Consider the following 18,332-nt stretch of genomic DNA (forward strand, 5'->3'; position numbering starts at 1 on the left):
ATACTCGTAATAATAACTATAAATTTAAAAAATCTAATTTATCGGCCTAGTGTTTAATTAAGCCCGCAGCCAACCACTCTCACATCAGGTGGCTTCGTGTAACAAACAACCAGAACTTAATTTGATTTATAGTACCCGTTCGAAGGAAGCTAATTATGTCTCAGTATCAAACTCAGTTAGATCATTTCTCTAGTCTATGTCAAAGCCAAGGAAAAACTTGGCAGTCTATCAGTCCTGAGTATGCCAGCCGTATGCACCTACAAAACCGCTTCAAAACCGGTTTGGACATCGCAAAATATACAGCCAAGGTGATGCGTGAAGATATGGCAGCATACGATGCTGATAGCAGCCAATATACGCAATCCCTTGGTTGCTGGCACGGCTTTACAGCGCAACAAATGATGATGGCAGTAAAGCGTCACAACAAAACCACGAAACGCTCTTACGTATACTTAAGTGGCTGGATGGTTGCTGCGCTGCGCTCAGAGTTTGGCCCACTGCCAGACCAAAGTATGCACGAAAAAACAGCAGTTCCAGCTTTGATTGAAGAGATCTACACCTTCCTCAAGCAAGCCGATGCGCGAGAGCTAGACCATCTCTACAAAGAGCTTGATGCAGCAAAAGCCAAAGGCCAAGACACAACCGAGATCCTTAACAAAATCGATAATTTCGAAACCCATGTAGTGCCTATCATTGCAGATATTGATGCCGGTTTTGGTAACGAAGAAGCAACCTACCTATTAGCTAAACAAATGATTGAAGCAGGTGCTTGTGCTATTCAAATCGAAAACCAAGTATCGGACGCAAAACAGTGTGGCCACCAAGCAGGTAAAGTAACGGTTCCCCATGAGGACTTTTTAGCTAAGATTAACGCTGTTCGATACGCATTCCTTGAGCTTGGTGTTGAAGATGGCGTGATCGTTGCCCGTACCGACTCATTGGGTGCAAGCTTGACGCAAAAAGTACCAGTCTCAAAAGCTGCTGGCGACCTTGCGAGTCAATACACCAGCTACTTAGACACCACGCCTGTGACCTCAGCCGCTGATTTACAAGAAGGTGAAATGGCAATTAAGCTGGGTGGCGAATTACAAAAACCGGTTCGCTTGGATAACGGCCTATATCAATTCAAAGCAGGTACAGAAAAAGATCGTGTGGTCCTAGACTGTGTAACTAGCTTGCAATCAGGTGCAGATCTATTATGGATTGAAACCGAAAAACCAAATATCGAGCAAATTGCCGAGCTGGTTAACCGCGTCCGTGAACAGGTACCTAACGCAAAGCTTGTGTACAACAACTCGCCTTCATTTAACTGGACATTGAAGTTCCGTGAGCAGGTATACCAGCAATGGCAAGAACAAGGTAAAGACTTATCAACATACCCTGATCCAAGCACAGATGCGAAGGTATTGATGGCTCCAGAATTAGACACAACCGAATTAGCTACAGAAGCTGATCGACTGGTGCAAAACTTCCAGCGGGATTCCGCAAGAGAAGCGGGGATTTTCCACCATCTAATTACACTGCCAACTTATCATACAGCAGCGCTAAGCACCGATATTCTGGCTGAAGGCTATTTTGGTGACGCGGGTATGCTTGCCTATGTACGCGATGTGCAACGACAAGAAATCCGTCGCGAGCAAGCATCAGTTAAACACCAAGACTTAGCTGGTTCTAATATAGGTGACACCCACAAAGAATACTTCTCTGGCGAAAATGCACTAAAAGCTGGCGGTGAAGCCAACACCATGAACCAGTTCTAACATTTGATTTATTTAGTTCCAAAATCAGTAAGGGCCGCAAGGCCCTTTTCAGAGCTTGAGATTATTAGATCAGGTTTTTACTAGCTTATCAGTCTCAGATCACCTCTTTACTAACCTTTGCTAGACAGATCATGTTTTTACTAACAACAATCAAATTTGGATCAGGATTTTATTAACCCAACAACAAACGATCCCGATCTTTTTATGAAGATCAAAGATCCTAGCTCAAAAATACTCACTTTTGACTTAAGCCACTTTTACAAACCAAAATTTTACTAACTAAATCTACGACAGGTCACATTTTTACTAACTTACTTAGTAAAATTTTGTTCTGAGAATATTCCAAGTCTTGTTCATCATATTATTAGCGCATGATTGATAAACATCAATTGTCACTGTAAACCCCCTTTACACTTTCCATATTTACCTCACTTTTTTGTGTAATGCTGCATGACAGACAAAAACGATATGAACTTAAAAGATGACTCTATTTAAGAATCTCACGCTTGCAGTGCTTATATTTTTTGCGCTGAGTTGTAATGCTGAAAATATAACGATAAAAGAAGTACAAGCACTAGAAATTGCCGGTCAGTACACCGAAGCGCTTGAAAAAATCAAAGAGCTGAGTAATACCGAAAATGATGAAACACGCTACCAAGCTATTTTTCTTCAAGCGATGATATATAGAAAGCAAGATTTATACGAAAAATCGATATCAACGCTTAACTTTATTGAAAAGCAATTTTTCCTAACTGAGATAAGAAAATATGAGCTATACCGAGAGATCGGCATAAACTATCGCAGCATCAGCAAATTAGCACTTGCTGAAGACTTTTATTTAAAAGCATTAGACTCAGCACAGTCAATGAACAAGCCAAACTTGATTGCACAAACCTATAATAACTTAGGAGTTGTCGCTGATCACAGGAACCTTCTCGCACAATCAATGCAGTATCATCTAAAGGCATATGAACTGCTTAAAGGAACAGACCAGTATGAAAAGCAAGGTGCCAATTTTTACAACCTTGGAGATATTTCTGTGCGTTTGGGGGACAAGGAAAATGCAGAGTATTTCTTTCAACAAGCGTTGATAGCAGATAAAGCATCCAAGGAGCTACGTAATGTTGCTGGTACAGCACTGCGGTTAGGGGAATTAAAATTCAAAAACGGTAAAGCTGATGAGGCACTACTTCAAATTAACGAGGCCATCGAACTTTTACGCCAATTAGATGCTCGGGTGTCGCTCAGTCGCGCACATCGAACCGCGGCATTGATTTATATTACTAAATCTGAGCTAGACAGTGCATTAACAGAGGCACTATCTGCGATTGAATATGCAACACAAACGAGTTCCACGTTACAACAATTTTATGCCTTTCTTACAGAGCTTGAAGTCAGACTTGCAAGAGCTGAACTGAAAGAAGCAAAAACATTACTGCCCACACTCGATAAATTAATAAAAATTGAAGCAGCTGAAGTACTGCAAGAAAAATATCACCATTTAAAAGCACAAGCCTTAGCACTTGACGGCAACTTTGCGGATGCGTACCAATTTATGTATTCAGCTGCAGAGCTGCAATCGAACATCCATGCTGACTACTTACAAAAACAGGTAAGTACTTACAAAGCTAGTATTGATGCCTTAATCCAATCTCAGGAACTTGAAAAAGCTCAGGCCAAGCAGGCTATAACAGAAATTAACCTTAAAAATGCTAAGCTTTCTACACAAATGTGGTTAGTCACTGCTATCGCCGTTTTTTTAATGGGGACTTTCTTTATCGGCTTTTTTATAGCAAAACATAGAAGTGCAACTTTGAAAGCCAAAATGTATCAATCAAACATTGCACAAAAAGACAAAATGCTGGCTGATATTTCTCATGAGCTTCGTACGCCTTTAAGTGTACTGAAACTTCACATTGAAGCCATGGAGCATAACCTGATAGATGACAGCACCATCGCTTATGCAAAAATAAACAATAAGATAAATCAACTTAACGACCTGATATCTAATGTCTACCAGCTTTCCCAAGCAGATCATAATGCTTTAGTGATCCACCCTCAGCTTTACGATGCCAAAACTGTAATACAAAGCTATGTGTATGATGTTGAGAGGTTAGTAACTAGTAATAAGTTGCAATTTATTGCTGACATTCACGTTGACGATATGGATATTCATATCGATAAGCCAAAGCTAGACCGAGTGATTGATAACCTAGCCAAAAATGCCTGTTTATATACAGATGTCCCTGGCAAAGTGCGCTTTAAAGCTGTGGTTAATAAATTTGGATTCTTCTTACAAGTTGATGATAGCTCACCTGGGGTACTGGAGCGCGAGCAAAACAAATTATTTGAACGCCTGTACCGTGTTGAAGCTTCAAGAAGCCGGGCAACAGGGGGATCAGGGCTAGGTCTTTCTATTTGTAAAAGCATAGTAGAGGCAATGAATGGAACAATTAGGCTTAAGTCAGGAAAGTTCGGTGGTCTGTGTATCCAAATAAACCTTCCCCATGCGGTAGATAGCAATTATAAATAAAAAAAGGCCAAGCGTTTGCTTGGCCATTGATTACTTCAAATCATATTTAAAAGCGATAGCTAATATTGCCATATACGAAACGGCCATCAGTGTTGTATGCCGAGAACGCTGAGTAAGGGAAGATTTGGTTAAATGTTGTAAAACCAATATTACTCACCGTATCTTGAGGATACTGGTCAAACAGGTTGTTCGCGCCGACGGCGAATTTCCAGTTGTCACCTAAATTATAGGCCACTTCCAAATCTGTAATCCATTTGGCATCTAATACTTCATCACCTGTAACCGAGCTTGAAGAATCAGTTGTTTCACCATAACGTGTTGCGCGTAGGGTTGTTTGCCAATCACCAAACTGCCAAATTGCTGCTAAGTTCCATTTATCTTTTGGTGTACCATCTTCAAATCGAGCTATTTCACGACGAGCAAAATATTCATAGCTGTCACCTAAGGCTTCTAGCTCTGCTGGGTTCGCTTTGACATCCGTTACTTCGGTATCGTTAATATTGACCGCAGCACTTAATCTCAAATCACCAAAGTCAGAGAGGTCAAAGCTGTACGTCGCAACGATATCAACACCTTGAGTGCGAGAGTCGATGGCATTTGTGAAGTACCTGACACTTTGTGTGTTAAGCTCGCCTGCTTGGCGTAAAATATCAATAACCTCAGGACCATTTAGATTCTCAGAGAGTACAATGCGGTCATCAATATCAATTCGATACGCATCTACCGTGAATGAGAACGCATCAAGTGTGTACACAAAACCCACCGTAGCATTCACTGACTCTTCAGCTTCTAGCTCGCGAGCACCTAGTGCTTTAGCAGCAGGCGTATCAACCGGAAAATGTCCAACTTCACTCGGTACGCCATTTTCAAATACGGTTGCTACTGATTTATATGATGTTTGAGCTAATGAAGGTGCTCTGAAACCGGTACTTATCGCACCACGTAACGATAGGTTGTCTGAAACCACATAGCGCGATGCAAGTTTGCTAGTAAAGGTGCTGCCAAAGTCGCTATAATCCTCGAAACGACCAGCCAAGACGATATTCCAGTCTTGTGTTAGATACGTATCGAACTCTGCAAATAAAGCGATATTGTGGCGAGATTCATCTACCGCACTTGCCGGTGAAAACCCGGCCAGTACTTGCGCACCACCAGCGGCCACAGGATTACCTTCGGCATCAAGCACCGTTAGATAAGACGCCTCGTCACCAACTTCAATTTCGTAATTTTCACGGCGATATTCAGCACCAACGGTGAAAAAAACATCGTCTGGTAAACCCAAATCCAATGCTGTTTTCGCGTCCGCATTCACTAACCACTGTGAATAAATCAACGCGCCATTATTAAATTCAGTTGGACTGGTTACGCCCATTGAGGTGTTTAGGCTGTTTACAACTCCCAAACCAAAGTCATTCACGCCATAGTTGCTGCTAATATCATAGTCCCAATCACCGCGGGTTCCTTTTACGCCAATAGCGAATGAGTAATCATCAACATCACTGACAATTTGTGGTAAGAAACCGTCTGGATAAACCGCAGTTAGATTACGGCTGTCTTTTGCACGGCGATAAAACCCACCAGAGTTACCTTCTCGTGTTGAGTAACTACCAAATGAATAAAGCTCTGTATCAGTATCTAAGTTGTAGCCAGCATTGAAAAAGAGCGCAAAGTCTTCCACTTCAGCTTTGCCAAAACGATGATTGTAGCGGTCAAAAGTAAACTCTCGAGCATCCAATTGACCGTTGTCGTCACGAGCATATTGTTCTCTTGGATCAAAGCCCGAACGATTCGTTGGTTTTTTGTCTCTATATTCGGCTGAAAGATTAATAAAGCCATCATTGCCTAGCGCAAAGCCAATATTAGCACCAATGGTTGCGGTGCCGCCGTCATTGCGTTTGCGGTCATCACCTAATACAAAATCTAAATCGCCCGAAGCATCTGTACGGGTGGCTAATAAGTCAGGAACACCTGCCATCTGGGTGTCGTGTTCACCATAGGTAACGCTTATACTACCGCCTTCTTCTGCATCTTTAAGCACGATGTTAATCACTCCCGCAATTGCATCTGAGCCGTACTGTGCAGCAGCACCATCACGTAAGACCTCAACACGTTTGATTGCGGCAGCAGGAATGGTATTCAAATCCACAGCTGTTGAGCCACGACCAACTGTACCATTTAAATTCAATAATGCGCCTGCGTGGCGGCGTTTACCATTTACAAGTACTAAAGTATGGTCTGGTGCTAACCCGCGAAGCACAGCAGGACGCGCGTGATCAGTACCATCCGCGAGTGTTGAATTAGGAAAGTTAAAACTTGGCACCAGCGTCGTGAGTACCTGGCTTAGCTCCAGCTGACCTGTACTTTGCATATCATCTAGCGAAATGACATCGACCGGAACGGTACTTTCAGCCACACTGCGCAGACTTCTTCTGGTACCTGTGATCTCTATAACTTCAACACTGTCTTTAGCTTCAGTGTTATTACTTTCTGCCTGTGCGTGAATTGAAATAGTTGAAAGAAGCGCGGCACCGACAGCCAACGAGATTGGCTTGCGAACAGCGCTGTCTAGCTTGTTATTAATAAATTGCATAGTTTGTCCCGTGAATATGTTGAACGCAGAGTCAGTGAAAGACCGACTAGTACTTAATTTAGTCAATAGTGGAGTAAATCAAGACTGAATACGAATACCATCCGATTTACGATTAAAATGTTGGCACTTACTTATTCGATACCAACCTAAAATTAAGTAACTCTCGTAAGAAAAGACGCGAATTTTAAAATTATTCTTTCACCCACAATAAAGAATTTTTCGATCTATCTTATACCCTCAATTGGCACTGGTCTGATGTTTATTCACTCCATCTTTACTCCATATTACAACGCTTAAATATCAGCATATGAAAACGGAGAGAAACGATGACACAACGGACGCTTAAACATGCTGACTGGCTGAAAATTGTCGAGTCTAGAGCTAAACAGCAGCAACAACAGAGTAAGCCAAAGACCAAGCTGTCGCCTATGGTGATTTTGACTTTTTTGCTCGCGATGACAATTTCATTGCTGAGTGCGTGGGCACTTTTGAAAGATACAGCTACTCCCGCTAACTTAGTGCTGAGTGAAGAATCAGAAAAACGCCTCAATCGCTACTTTACTAAGCAATACATGGTAGGCAGTTGGCAATTTTCACATATGAAAATAAGTAAAGACGATATAAACGTGTTCATTCGCATTCCCTCAGAATTGGCATTAACGGGGCAGGCGCTAAAAGGCTACATAGAACAATCTCTGTGCCCACCAGCGACGAATAATATCTGGCGTGATGTAAATCAGTTTACGCTATACATGCACTTATACTCAGGCTCACCGCGTCATAGTGATTACGCAAAGTGCAGCGCCCCGTAACTTAGTCCGATTAAAACAAAAGGCCCAGTATGTGGCCTTTTTTGGAGTTTATACCCATTGGTATTAGATCATTACTAGCTTTTAGAAGAGAGAGAAGGGGATTTAGGCTCGAGCTCCAGTTTCGCTTTTTCCTCTAGATCTGCTGGCAGCTCTTTAACTACCGCAACACCAAGCTCTTTAAACTCAGCGGCCTGTTTGATTAAGTTTCCTTTGCCCATATACAACTGGGAAAATGCCCTTTCATAGCTTTCTTTCGCTTTATCAAGTTGCTTGCCCACATTCTCCATACTATGCAAGAAGTTATTTAACTTGTTATAAAACTTCTCTGCTCGTAGTGCCAGCTCTCTCGTATGCTTACTTTGATCTTCAAAACGCCATAGTTGCTTCACGATATTGAGACTCGTCAATAAAGTCGTTGGCGTCGCAACCAAAACATTATGTTGTAGCGCGTCTTGATAAAGGGTTGGTTTATGCTTTACCGCTTCAACAAATGCCGATTCAATCGGAATAAACATAATAACCACTTCCGGAGAATTGAGACCAGGGAGGCGCTCATAGGATTTACTTCCAAGTTCTTTGATACGCGCTGTAATAGCTTCGCTATGCGCTACGATAGCCTGATTGGCCTCACTGTCAGTTGTTGCATTAATATAACGCGTATAGGCGTTTAACGATGTCTTCGCATCGATGACTAAATGTCGAGATTGCGGCAGATAAACCACCACATCAGGGCGAAACTTTCCTTCATCTGTATTAAAATTAACTTCTCGCTGATAGTCATAACCGGGTCTTAAACCAGCACTATCGAGCACATTTTCAAGCATCAATTCGCCCCAATTACCTTGTGCTTTTTTCTGTCCCTGTAGCGCAGTAGTTAAGCGTTCAGCCTGCTCTGTCATCACTCGATTATTAGCTTGTAGATGGAGTAATTCAGTTTTCAAAGAAGCCCGCTGTTTTAGCTCTTCGCTATGGATTGCCTCCATCTTATCCCTAAAGCCTTTTAACTCCCCTTGGACAGGTTGCAGCAATTGTTGGATTTTTTCTTTACTTTGATGGCTAAAGCGCGCTGTCTTTTCATCAAAGATCTGGTTGGCAAGATTATGAAACTCTTCTTTTAACTGTACTTTGGCTTGTTCAAGTTGCGCTAGTTGCTGCTCAAAATGGTGTTGCTTTTGCTCTAATAAGGTTTGTAAATTCGCCATTTCAATTTCAAGCCCATGAGCATGGGCTTGAATTTCTTCTTTGGCGTCGAGCTCACGCTGCCAAAGCTGTTGATACTCAGTAGCTTGACGTTGACGTTCGTTAAGGCGGGCTTGCATTTGCTGTACTTGGCCATGACTTTGTAGCTGCTGTTCACGGAGCTCCTGAACTAACTGTTCAGCTTGAACGATTTGAGCACGCAAGGCATGTTCTGTTGCTTGTTGAGTATGCAGCTGACTTTTTAATGTACTGCGGATCACCCATACAATAGGAAGGAGGGTAGCTGCACCGCCTGCAAACAGTGCCAAACTATACCATGCAGGCGTTGTTGAAAGCATTGACCAAAGCATATTGAAATCTCATCAGTTGTTCTGCTTTGATAATACCTTAGATATAAATTTCAATCACTTAGTCATTCAGTGATCTGTTGGCCATTATAACGGTACCCGGCGCCATACACCGATTCAACAATTTTAGGGGAATGCTCTAATTCTTTGATTTTTTTTCTAATATTTTTAATATGACTGTCAATAACTCTATCTGAAATATCAAAATTATCTGGCTGAATATGGTCAAGAATTTGTTGTCTTGAGAAGACACGATTAGGCGCATCGTACAACAAAGCAAATACATCAAACTCAACTTTAGTGAGCCCCAAAGTACAACCGCTCAACTTTACACTCAATTCATCACGGTTAACTTCTATCGGCTTTTGGTAGGAATGCGTGTTCACGCAACGACGTAAGATAGCTTTCATTCTCATCACTAATTCAGCTGCGCTAAATGGTTTACAAACATAATCGTCTGCACCAACCTCTAGTCCTTGTAAACGATCAGCTTCTGTGACTTTTGCTGTTAACATAACAATAGGAACTTCGGAGAATGTCCTAATTTGCCGCATACATTCCACACCATCTTGGTTTGGTAGCATGATATCCATTAAAATCGCATCCGGTTGATTTTCGCGTACCCAAGATACCACTTCTGCGCCATCAGCAATATGGAACATCTTAAATCCTGACGCTCTAAAGAATAGTAATACTTGTTCTGCAATATCTTGATCGTCTTCAACGAGTAAGATGTTTGGAGGTGTAGACATAGGGTTTATTTACTCTTTGCTTTTAAACTTTTCAATTGCTGTCGGACTTGACGCTTCAAAGTATCCGACAGTGTGTCATCGAATAACAACATTGTCAGTATACTAGACAAATCCTCTGAACTCGCCACTTCATTTAACAGATCATAATCCGTTTGTGATTGTGTCTCAATAAAGTTTAAGTGTGTAATCGTCGCATCGTAGCAAAGCATAGCATTATCCTAATTGGTCTATGGCATTTCTCCGTTATGAATATTAAAGCGCGACATTATGGAACAAAAATGGAGTGTGATGATGTTTTTTTCATCAGAAAAAGAAAAGCCAGCTTAGTTAAGCTGGCTTATTACAATCAGTAACAAAGGGGGAAATCAACATACGCCTATTACACCAACATGTTCGCAATAAGCATAATCATAGACCTACGAGGTTTTCATTTAGTTCAATTTTATTTTTAACTTTTTATCAATGCGAGCATTTGTGACTCATCAAATTGGCTCAGGTTAACTCCAGAGTCTGCAAACAAAGCGTCAACTAGCGCCTGTTTGTCTCTTTGCATCTTAAATACCTTTTCTTCGATGGAATTAGCCATAATTAATTTGTAAACAAAGACCGGCTTGTCTTGGCCAATACGATACGCGCGATCAGTAGCTTGATTTTCAACAGCTGGATTCCACCAAGGATCAAAGTGGATCACGGTATCAGCTTGAGTAAGATTCAAGCCTGTCCCACCGGCTTTAAGGCTTATTAAAAAGATGCTGCACTTACCTGAAGTAAATGCTTCTATTGCCTTATCCCTTTGTCTGGTTTGACCGGTTAACATTGTATACTTCAGCTGTTGTTGTTGGCACTGCTCCGCAATGAGATCAAGCACACTGGTGAACTGACTAAAGATGATGATCTTACGACCTTCACTTAATAGTGTCGGCAGGTGCTGTGCAAGCCATTCAAACTTTGCACTGCTATGCTCTGCCAAATCCTTATCCACGAGTTGAGGGTGACAGCAGATCTGACGCAGCTTAAGCAGTGCATCAAGAAACGCCAACTTACTCCTTTCAACGCCATGCTCTTGGAATAAGTTCTGTAATTTACTCTCTACTTGATGCTGCACACCTTGATACAGCCTATGCTGCGACTCTGAGAACTCTAACTCTTTAATAAGTTCTGTTTTATTAGGTAGCTCTTTTACTACTTCTGACTTTGTTCTTCTTAGAATGAACGGTGCAATTAAAGATCTCAGTTCGCTCGCACGAGCACGATCTTGCTCTTTCTCGATAGGGATCTGAAAGTGTTGTTTAAACTGTTGTTTGGTCCCCAATACATCCGGCATTACAAAGTCCAGTAACGACTTTAGCTCAAGTAAATTGTTTTCAACCGGTGTGCCACTCAAACAGAGTTTGAAACGCGCAGAAAGTCCCTTCACGCATTTGGAAATTTGTGCAGTTTCATTTTTGATATACTGCGCTTCATCTAACACGATAGAGTCGAAATCCAACCCTTTGTAATAAGCAACATCTCGTTTTAACAATGGATAAGTGGTCAGTATAAAACGAGCACCCGATAAGTTAGTTAGTGCTTCCTCTCTGTTAGCACCATGAATAATCGTCAAGGGTAGGTGAGGAGCAAAGCGCTTAAATTCATCTCTCCAATTTCCAACTAAGCTAGTAGGGCAGACAATTAAACTTGGTTGTGTCACGAGGGTGTTATGTTGCGCAATAAAGTATGCTATTACTTGTAACGTCTTACCAAGACCCATATCGTCAGCGAGAATACCACCTAGTTGATGACGATTTAGGAACTTAAGCCAATTAACTCCCTGAGCCTGATAATCGCGTAAAGTAAAACACTGTCCTTCACTAGCCGGAATAACTTCATTTTGTTCAATCGGCTTTTCTAATTCCGCTAAATATTCAAGTAGCTTTTGATCGCTTGACTTGGTTTCAATATGCGCCAGCTCAAATAGCTTTTTAGCGTACGAAAGTGGGAACTTAAACTGAGAGCTGGATAGGTAATAACTAAAGCGAGATTTTAATGTCAGCAATTCATCAAATACGCTGCGACTGATTGCATAAAACTGCTCTCCGATCTCCACATAACGATACTCATGGGCTAAATTGTTTAGCTCGTGAACCGGATGTTTATCCCAGTTTAACGTAATAGGTTTATCATCCAGCATCACTTTACCCAAAACATGGTGTTGTTTGTCACGTTTAAGAGATAAGATCACTTTCGGAGTAACAACATGACCATTGCCTGGCAGCTCATCCACAACCCAACGTTTACCTTGCAGGTAAGGTCTAACTTCTTTGTTGAACCAGTGTATTTCAACACCGTCCTCGGTGGGCAGCAAAAAGTCTTCACCTTCGTGTACAAAGCCCAGTCCTGTAAGCACTTGTTCAAGACGCGATAATTGTTTTTTCGACCCACCTTTTCCTAGTGGCTCAATGGTAAACCTAATTTTGTTTGCACGCTCTGATTTGATCAGTTTGGCGACTGTTGATTGCGGGTTTACGAGTTGAGAAAAACCAGATGGCGGTGCAATAATATCGTCAGTAAAAATATCTTGAAAGCGCGACATCACTTGCTCAAGTTTTTCACCTGTGATCGGTGGCATCGTATGGAGGTGGGCAATTTCAGATGCGGTTAATTCAGATTCAATCCTACCAATGAGTAGATTTTCAGTATCCAAATAAACTGGTGGCTCGGTTTTAACTAATCGCCAATGCTCAACACCAGCTAAACGGCTCTTTAGCTGATATTCGTCATTCTCTTGATGCCAATAAAAGTCTAATGTTTGCTTGTGACCCAACACCAATGGCTGACGATGATTACGATAAAAACAGCGGTGTGTATGTATAAGCTGAGTCAGAGCATTAAAGCCCCACGCACCAAACAACTCAAAGTGGCCAGGCGTATTTTGGGAGCGGATCCAACTGAATAAGCGAAAATCACTTTCTAATAATCCGGCGGGAGCAACTTGGCTGTTGAGTTGTTGCTCTGTCAGTGCACGGCCAAGAGGATACAGGCCATCTGGACGGTTTGGTGATACTTTAGGACTTACTAATACTTCATTTGCCCGAGGCTCTAATACAAACAACAACACATTATCAGCGTCAGCTTTATCTGCTTGCTGTAGCTGCGCTAATTCATTGAACCAATCGTTGACTAAAAAAGCTTCGCCAAATCCACCGGAGTGTTCGATTTTTAGTTTCAGCAATACAGCTGCGATATGTCGACACTTAGGATTATTAGAACAAGAGCAATTTGCTTCGACAGAGACAGCCCCCTGCTCCTGATTGATTTTGATATGCTGGGTAAACGTATTACCGTAATTGCCCAATACTTGCGCATCAATCTGAGCGAAGTTATCGCTATGCTGCAAAAAGCAAACCTGTTCATCGTTAAGATATTCCTTTGCTTTTGCTAATAAGCCGGAATTAAAATATTGACGAAGAAATCGCTCAGATAGCGGAAACTGACTCGCTTGCTCCTGCTTGATTTCTTCAAATAAGGCGAAAAGTTGCTCTTTAGATAACTGCGAAGACATTAAGTGCACGTCAAAATCAAAGTAAAAAGCCAGTATATGAAATTAGTGATATGAGCTAAAGAGCCAAATGCGAGAAAATAGGTAAAAAACGACTGGTTGGAGGTCAAGTGACCATAAAAAGCACCGAGTTGAAGTAAATTTGTCCAACTCGGTATCGGTAACGTTTAATTGTAGCTACTCAGTAGTTTTTGTAATTGTTCCAAACGTTTATCGGTAAGAACACGATTATCAATTTTTACGGTAACATCGCCGCTTTTTAAGTTACGCTGGATCCTAATATAATCGCTTTCGAGCATAGATTCGACTCTAGCCGAATCGCTATTGCCAAATGTTGTCAAAAATTTAGTTATCTGTAGTGCTCTTTTTTCATCTGACATTTCATCGGTCATAAACTCTTGGTTTGATAATCCTGCCAATTGTTCAGCGAAAAACTGAGGCTGTTCTTGCTTCGCTGCAATCAATTTTTTTGCCGCCTCTCTGCCTAAATGGTTTGCGGTTGGATAATACTTTAGTACTTCTACTGGAATGCTTTCAAATGCCTTTAGTGCGTCAGCTACAGCGGTATGAGAAACTCCCTCAATTGCTGCTATTTCTCGATAAGATCCTTTTTTACCTTGTTGGATCAAAGCATGCTTAGTATCGCTATATGCTTTACCTAACTCCCATAAACTAGGCGCAATATACTGATCAGAAGAAACCGCCAGTGTTTTAGCATCTTCCTCGTTAAAATCTTTGGAACTCAGAACAACGTAATCAGCTTCAGCTAATAAACAGGCCTTGCGGCGTCTTGACCCTGATAATACGTGTAACTTGCCATCGTGCCTCCAGCATAGAGCTGGATGCAAATTACGCTTGTCTTTTTTGATTGCAGGTAAAATATCAGCAACTGCTTTTTCGCTTAACAAAGATTGCTCGCGGCGATTTTGTCCAAATACTGTTGTTTTATTCTCAATATCTGAAAATGGAATGATCTCACAGGTCAATACAATCGTGCGATTAGGATCGCTTGGAGCAGGCATTGTAACCACATCACCTACTTTTGCCTGATCCAATAGATCATCCAAACTACTACCCTCAACAGCGGTTGCAAAAGGGTCTATTCTTGTGTCATTTTTGCGTTTTCTAGCCATTTGTAGATACCTTTTTTATTCTGCTAGCGAGGATTGTGTTGAAGGCCAATTTGAGCGAATAAGCATTTCAAGTTCATCGACCACGTCTTTGATATTTTCTTGTGCTTTAAGTAAAGACTCTCTACTTGCAAGGCTATCAGAAGTCTTTTGATCGAATATCGTATTAAACGACGAGGAGCTTGCGGTGATAGCAGAACTATGGTTGATCGGGTAACTCATTACTTGCCTACCAAATGCACTACGCACATCCTTAACAATATCCCGTTGTGAATGGTTTCCTTTTACGTAATTCGTTACCAAAAATTGCATAAAATCCCACCCCTCGTGACCTAATGCTGCAACAGTGTGATAAATTTCACCGAGGCGTTTTAGATATTTATTGTTTGCATCGAAGTCAACCGCTTCTGGATGAACAGGGATCAACATTGAAGTAGAAGCCATCAGTGCATTGTAGAACATGAAATTAAGTGATGGTGCAGTATCTACAAGAATTATGTCAAACTCGTCTTGTACAGGCTCTATAACCTTTTCTTTGAGCTTATGATAGTGTCTTGTTGATTCATAGCTTGAGCTTTCTTTCAATTCGGTAGCAGTTTCATGTTCAAAGTAAAAGTCATCCATACCTGATGGTAGTACTCTAATATTTGGTATGTGGGTTGTCTGAAATGCACTTGAAACTAGATCTTCCCATGTTTCACCTTCATCTAAATCAATACAATCTCTCATTAAATCACCGACTGTGATCGGCTCATGATCGTTTGATGGAAAAAAGCTGGACGAAGATCCTTGAGGATCGAGATCGATGATCCCTATGCGATAGCGTTTAATATTTGTAGTGGCTAAGGCTGCTGCAATATTTACCAAACTCGTTGTTTTTCCACATCCACCCTTTAAGCTATTAATCACGATAACTTGAAGTTTGTCTTTTTCTTTACGTTGGTCTGCACTTACACCTAATACTTCGGCCATAGCGAAGATATTTGATAATGTATAAGCATAATGGCCGTTAGCACCTTTCTTAATGTTTATATTGTCAAAGTCACCTTGGTCATGACGTCGTTTGAGTGTTCTGTTATTGACACCTAAAAGATCAGCAGCTGCTTTTTGCGTATAAGTTCGAAGTTCTTTTTCTTCGGTTTTTAAATGAGCGCGATAGTGTTGTATCCGACCAGCAAGAGATTGTTCGGCGACTTCAGCTGTTGCTTTTAACAGTCTGTACGTTGAGAGCGCATTGTTATTTATAGACATACACATTATCCTTCATTTGATGCTAATAATTATAATGTCCATTCAATTTGCTGTAAACACAAAAAAACAAAGACATTTGTAATTTATGTTTACATCTAAGAATAAATAAGAAAGGTTAGATATGGCTAAATATATAGGTATTAAAGGCTAAGGTTTAAATTTTAGTATGTATCTATATGTTTTATATAAATTTTATTGTTTTTTTTAGATCACAATATTACTTGGTTAAGATCAGATCTCTTACAACTAACAGATCTGATTTTTACTAACTAGTATTTTATTTTTATAGTTATTCACATCTTACCCACAGGTATATGCTATTTTTTTATTAATGAGATCAATTTATTACTAAGTAAAATCAGTTGGTTATTCACAGTAGCGGTAAGATCCGATCATAAAATGTAAGTATAGATCTGATCTCTTCTAAGTAGAGATCAGATCTATACTAATTTAGGTTGTAGTTTTCCACAGGGGCGTGGTGTAGTGGGTCAAAATCAGCAAAAAACTAGATTATTGAGAGGGTTTTTATGGGCTTTTAAGTGCTAGCTTAGTAAAATGTTGATCTGAAAATTGAACCAGTTAGTAAAAAAATGATCCAAACAAAAAAAATGACCTCAGATCACTTTTATACTAACTTTAATCATTAACTTTTCCTGCTGAATATGTTGTTATTAGACGTCATGAAAATTTGGAAGTAAAACAATGAGCCGGAAGGTGAACATCTCTGTTGACAATTTGCCCGATTCACTTCGTGGACAGATCCATGGTGTAGAAAGTGCTATCGATAATGAAAGTTTGGCATTGTTCACTGATAATAAAGATGTTCGGGTATCAATAGAGCATGCAGCTCATGGTTTGAGAGCCTACTCAAATACCTTTAATCATTATGACTTATGGGGTCGTTTTGTTCGCTCTGGTCATAAAAAACTACCATTAGAAGAAGCGCCAAAAAAAACGATCGTTACTAGAAAAATTTCAGAGAAAGTTGATGGGATTTTGTATGAGGGTGAGATAAAAATTACGCCTGCTGTTGTGAGTACGAAAAAAGATGGCGATGACGAGGAGTTTTTGGTCTGGCCTTCTGATCGTGAAGAAAAAGTTGAGCGTGCACTTATTCGTCTTGCTTCAAAAGGGAAAATAGTAAAGATTAATTTTAAGTCCGGTATTCAATATGCTGTTATCTTTTCTATGAATGAACTAGCCCAAGAACTCAAGGCTGTTGGACAGTCGATGCCGTACCCTCAAATTAAGGAGTCACTAGAAGCACTTCAAGGTTCAAAACTTTCTTTTAAATACACCGCAACAGATACTAAGAATCCAAGTATTGATGATTCTTTCTACGAATCGAACATGAACTTTTTGTCTTCACTTCATTTTAGTGGCAAAAAAGGACAGGGTGGAAACATAAAATGTGTAGCTTGTCTTAATGCTTTTGTACACAACATGATTGATAATCTGGAGTATAAAGGTTATTACTTTAATAGTGCGCAAGAGTTAAAACGCGGTTTATCGCGTTGGATGATGTTGCGTCTCTATCACCTTTGGCGATATGCAGCTCCTGGTAAAACATATCATTTTCGTTTGATTTCAATCATGGAAAAGTATGGCTCTATCTATTCTGATGATGAAATTACAGAAAATAAACTAAAAGCCCTACGTCGTGATATGACTACAACAATGAAGGATTTGATTGAAAAAGGGGCTATATCTGAGTACAACATTTCAAATGTTAAAGATGAAAAGTCTGGAAAAATCATCGATTATGTTTATGAAATGCACCCTTCAGCACAATTTTGTGATGAAATTTTAGCGCTTAACAAACACCACAAGCGCATTGAGATTCAGGGTGGTAAGCGTATCGTTGAAAATGCAGAAGTAATAGATGAAGATACATTAGAAGAAATAGTGAAAAAGTAATGTCATACAAAGTGGTATTTGTTCGAAGAATGCCATATAAACATTTAATAAACGCCTCTGCTGATCTCTGTTTTCCAACGGCTACACGATAGAAAACTTTTAACTAATCATATTTACTTAACAGTAATCTGCTTCAAAATAATAGTATTTGGAACAAATAAAAAATCTGAAGAATAGTAGATTCGTTATTCTTCAGATTTTCCCTGAATTTAGTTTTTAAAACTTAAAGTGCGGTTAGCTGTATCCACTATTATTGTTCAGATACAAGTGCTAGTTGGGACGATGTTAAATAATTGCCATCTAAAAAATAACAAACTAGCTTCTCTTATATTTTATCTGCTGTTACGCATTTCGAGCATAAATATTGAAATAGAATTACTATAAAATTTGCTTCAAGCGCTATAAATTGGTTTCTCACTCATCAAACGTCTTTTTTACTACTAATGCCAATTAGACTTAATACTTGCACAATTTGAAAGAATAAATCTGACGCTAACAGCGT

The 18,332-nt window shown here is 40.2% G+C and carries 11 protein-coding genes; 4 read left to right on the plus strand and 7 right to left on the minus strand.

Annotation, left to right across the window (positions count from 1 at the left end; translation table 11 throughout):
• The first annotated feature begins 155 nt into the window (after positions 1 to 155).
• Complete coding sequence (locus D9603_RS04590; protein WP_128730442.1) at positions 156 to 1,760, plus strand: isocitrate lyase; 1,605 nt, start codon at positions 156 to 158, stop codon at positions 1,758 to 1,760.
• A 481-nt stretch (positions 1,761 to 2,241) separates the two neighbouring features.
• Positions 2,242 to 4,293, plus strand: a complete 2,052-nt coding sequence (locus tag D9603_RS04595; RefSeq protein ID WP_128730443.1) for an ATP-binding protein — start codon at positions 2,242 to 2,244, stop codon at positions 4,291 to 4,293.
• Between the two features lie 46 nt (positions 4,294 to 4,339).
• Here D9603_RS04595 and D9603_RS04600 read toward each other — a convergent pair whose 3' ends face one another.
• Positions 4,340 to 6,883 (minus strand): TonB-dependent receptor, encoded by a 2,544-nt coding sequence (locus D9603_RS04600; protein WP_128730444.1) that lies wholly within the window; start codon positions 6,881 to 6,883, stop codon positions 4,340 to 4,342.
• A 326-nt stretch (positions 6,884 to 7,209) separates the two neighbouring features.
• Here D9603_RS04600 and D9603_RS04605 point away from each other — a divergent pair, with 326 nt between their 5' ends.
• Positions 7,210 to 7,695 (plus strand): hypothetical protein, encoded by a 486-nt coding sequence (locus D9603_RS04605; RefSeq protein WP_128730445.1) that lies wholly within the window; start codon positions 7,210 to 7,212, stop codon positions 7,693 to 7,695.
• A gap of 74 nt (positions 7,696 to 7,769) precedes the next feature.
• Here the strand turns inward: D9603_RS04605 and rmuC are convergent, their stop codons facing one another.
• From rmuC to D9603_RS04635, 6 genes are all read right to left on the minus strand, one after another.
• Positions 7,770 to 9,245, minus strand: coding sequence for a DNA recombination protein RmuC (gene rmuC, locus D9603_RS04610; protein ID WP_128730446.1), 1,476 nt, complete (start codon positions 9,243 to 9,245; stop codon positions 7,770 to 7,772).
• 62 nt (positions 9,246 to 9,307) lie between these two features.
• Positions 9,308 to 9,994, minus strand: a complete 687-nt coding sequence (locus D9603_RS04615) for a response regulator (RefSeq protein WP_125251279.1) — start codon at positions 9,992 to 9,994, stop codon at positions 9,308 to 9,310.
• A gap of 5 nt (positions 9,995 to 9,999) precedes the next feature.
• Positions 10,000 to 10,203 (minus strand): hypothetical protein, encoded by a 204-nt coding sequence (locus D9603_RS04620; protein WP_125251280.1) that lies wholly within the window; start codon positions 10,201 to 10,203, stop codon positions 10,000 to 10,002.
• 239 nt (positions 10,204 to 10,442) lie between these two features.
• Positions 10,443 to 13,535, minus strand: coding sequence for a DEAD/DEAH box helicase (locus D9603_RS04625; protein ID WP_128730447.1), 3,093 nt, complete (start codon positions 13,533 to 13,535; stop codon positions 10,443 to 10,445).
• Between the two features lie 164 nt (positions 13,536 to 13,699).
• Positions 13,700 to 14,665, minus strand: a complete 966-nt coding sequence (locus tag D9603_RS04630) for a ParB N-terminal domain-containing protein (RefSeq protein ID WP_128730448.1) — start codon at positions 14,663 to 14,665, stop codon at positions 13,700 to 13,702.
• 15 nt (positions 14,666 to 14,680) lie between these two features.
• Complete coding sequence (locus D9603_RS04635; protein WP_128730449.1) at positions 14,681 to 15,913, minus strand: AAA family ATPase; 1,233 nt, start codon at positions 15,911 to 15,913, stop codon at positions 14,681 to 14,683.
• A gap of 702 nt (positions 15,914 to 16,615) precedes the next feature.
• On the opposite strand from D9603_RS04635, the gene D9603_RS04640 reads away from it, so the two are divergent.
• The gene (locus D9603_RS04640) at positions 16,616 to 17,830 is read left to right on the plus strand and encodes a replication protein A (protein ID WP_125251284.1); all 1,215 of its coding nucleotides are present in this window, start codon (positions 16,616 to 16,618) and stop codon (positions 17,828 to 17,830) included.
• The last annotated feature ends 502 nt before the right edge of the window (positions 17,831 to 18,332 follow it).

This window comes from Pseudoalteromonas sp. PS5, assembly GCF_004103255.1.
In the GTDB taxonomy this organism is placed as follows: domain Bacteria; phylum Pseudomonadota; class Gammaproteobacteria; order Enterobacterales; family Alteromonadaceae; genus Pseudoalteromonas; species Pseudoalteromonas peptidolytica.

Bases quoted from the DNA above. Each gene is read 5' to 3' on its own strand.
- D9603_RS04640 (WP_125251284.1), top strand. From the start codon at position 16,616: ATGAGCCGGAAGGTGAACATCTCTGTTGACAATTTGCCCGATTCACTT.
- D9603_RS04605 (WP_128730445.1), top strand. From the start codon at position 7,210: ATGACACAACGGACGCTTAAACATGCTGACTGGCTGAAAATTGTCGAG.
- rmuC (WP_128730446.1), bottom strand. From the start codon at position 9,245: ATGCTTTGGTCAATGCTTTCAACAACGCCTGCATGGTATAGTTTGGCA.
- D9603_RS04595 (WP_128730443.1), top strand. From the start codon at position 2,242: ATGACTCTATTTAAGAATCTCACGCTTGCAGTGCTTATATTTTTTGCG.
- D9603_RS04630 (WP_128730448.1), bottom strand. From the start codon at position 14,665: ATGGCTAGAAAACGCAAAAATGACACAAGAATAGACCCTTTTGCAACC.
- D9603_RS04625 (WP_128730447.1), bottom strand. From the start codon at position 13,535: ATGTCTTCGCAGTTATCTAAAGAGCAACTTTTCGCCTTATTTGAAGAA.
- D9603_RS04590 (WP_128730442.1), top strand. From the start codon at position 156: ATGTCTCAGTATCAAACTCAGTTAGATCATTTCTCTAGTCTATGTCAA.
- D9603_RS04600 (WP_128730444.1), bottom strand. From the start codon at position 6,883: ATGCAATTTATTAATAACAAGCTAGACAGCGCTGTTCGCAAGCCAATC.
- D9603_RS04615 (WP_125251279.1), bottom strand. From the start codon at position 9,994: ATGTCTACACCTCCAAACATCTTACTCGTTGAAGACGATCAAGATATT.
- D9603_RS04620 (WP_125251280.1), bottom strand. From the start codon at position 10,203: ATGCTTTGCTACGATGCGACGATTACACACTTAAACTTTATTGAGACA.
- D9603_RS04635 (WP_128730449.1), bottom strand. From the start codon at position 15,913: ATGTCTATAAATAACAATGCGCTCTCAACGTACAGACTGTTAAAAGCA.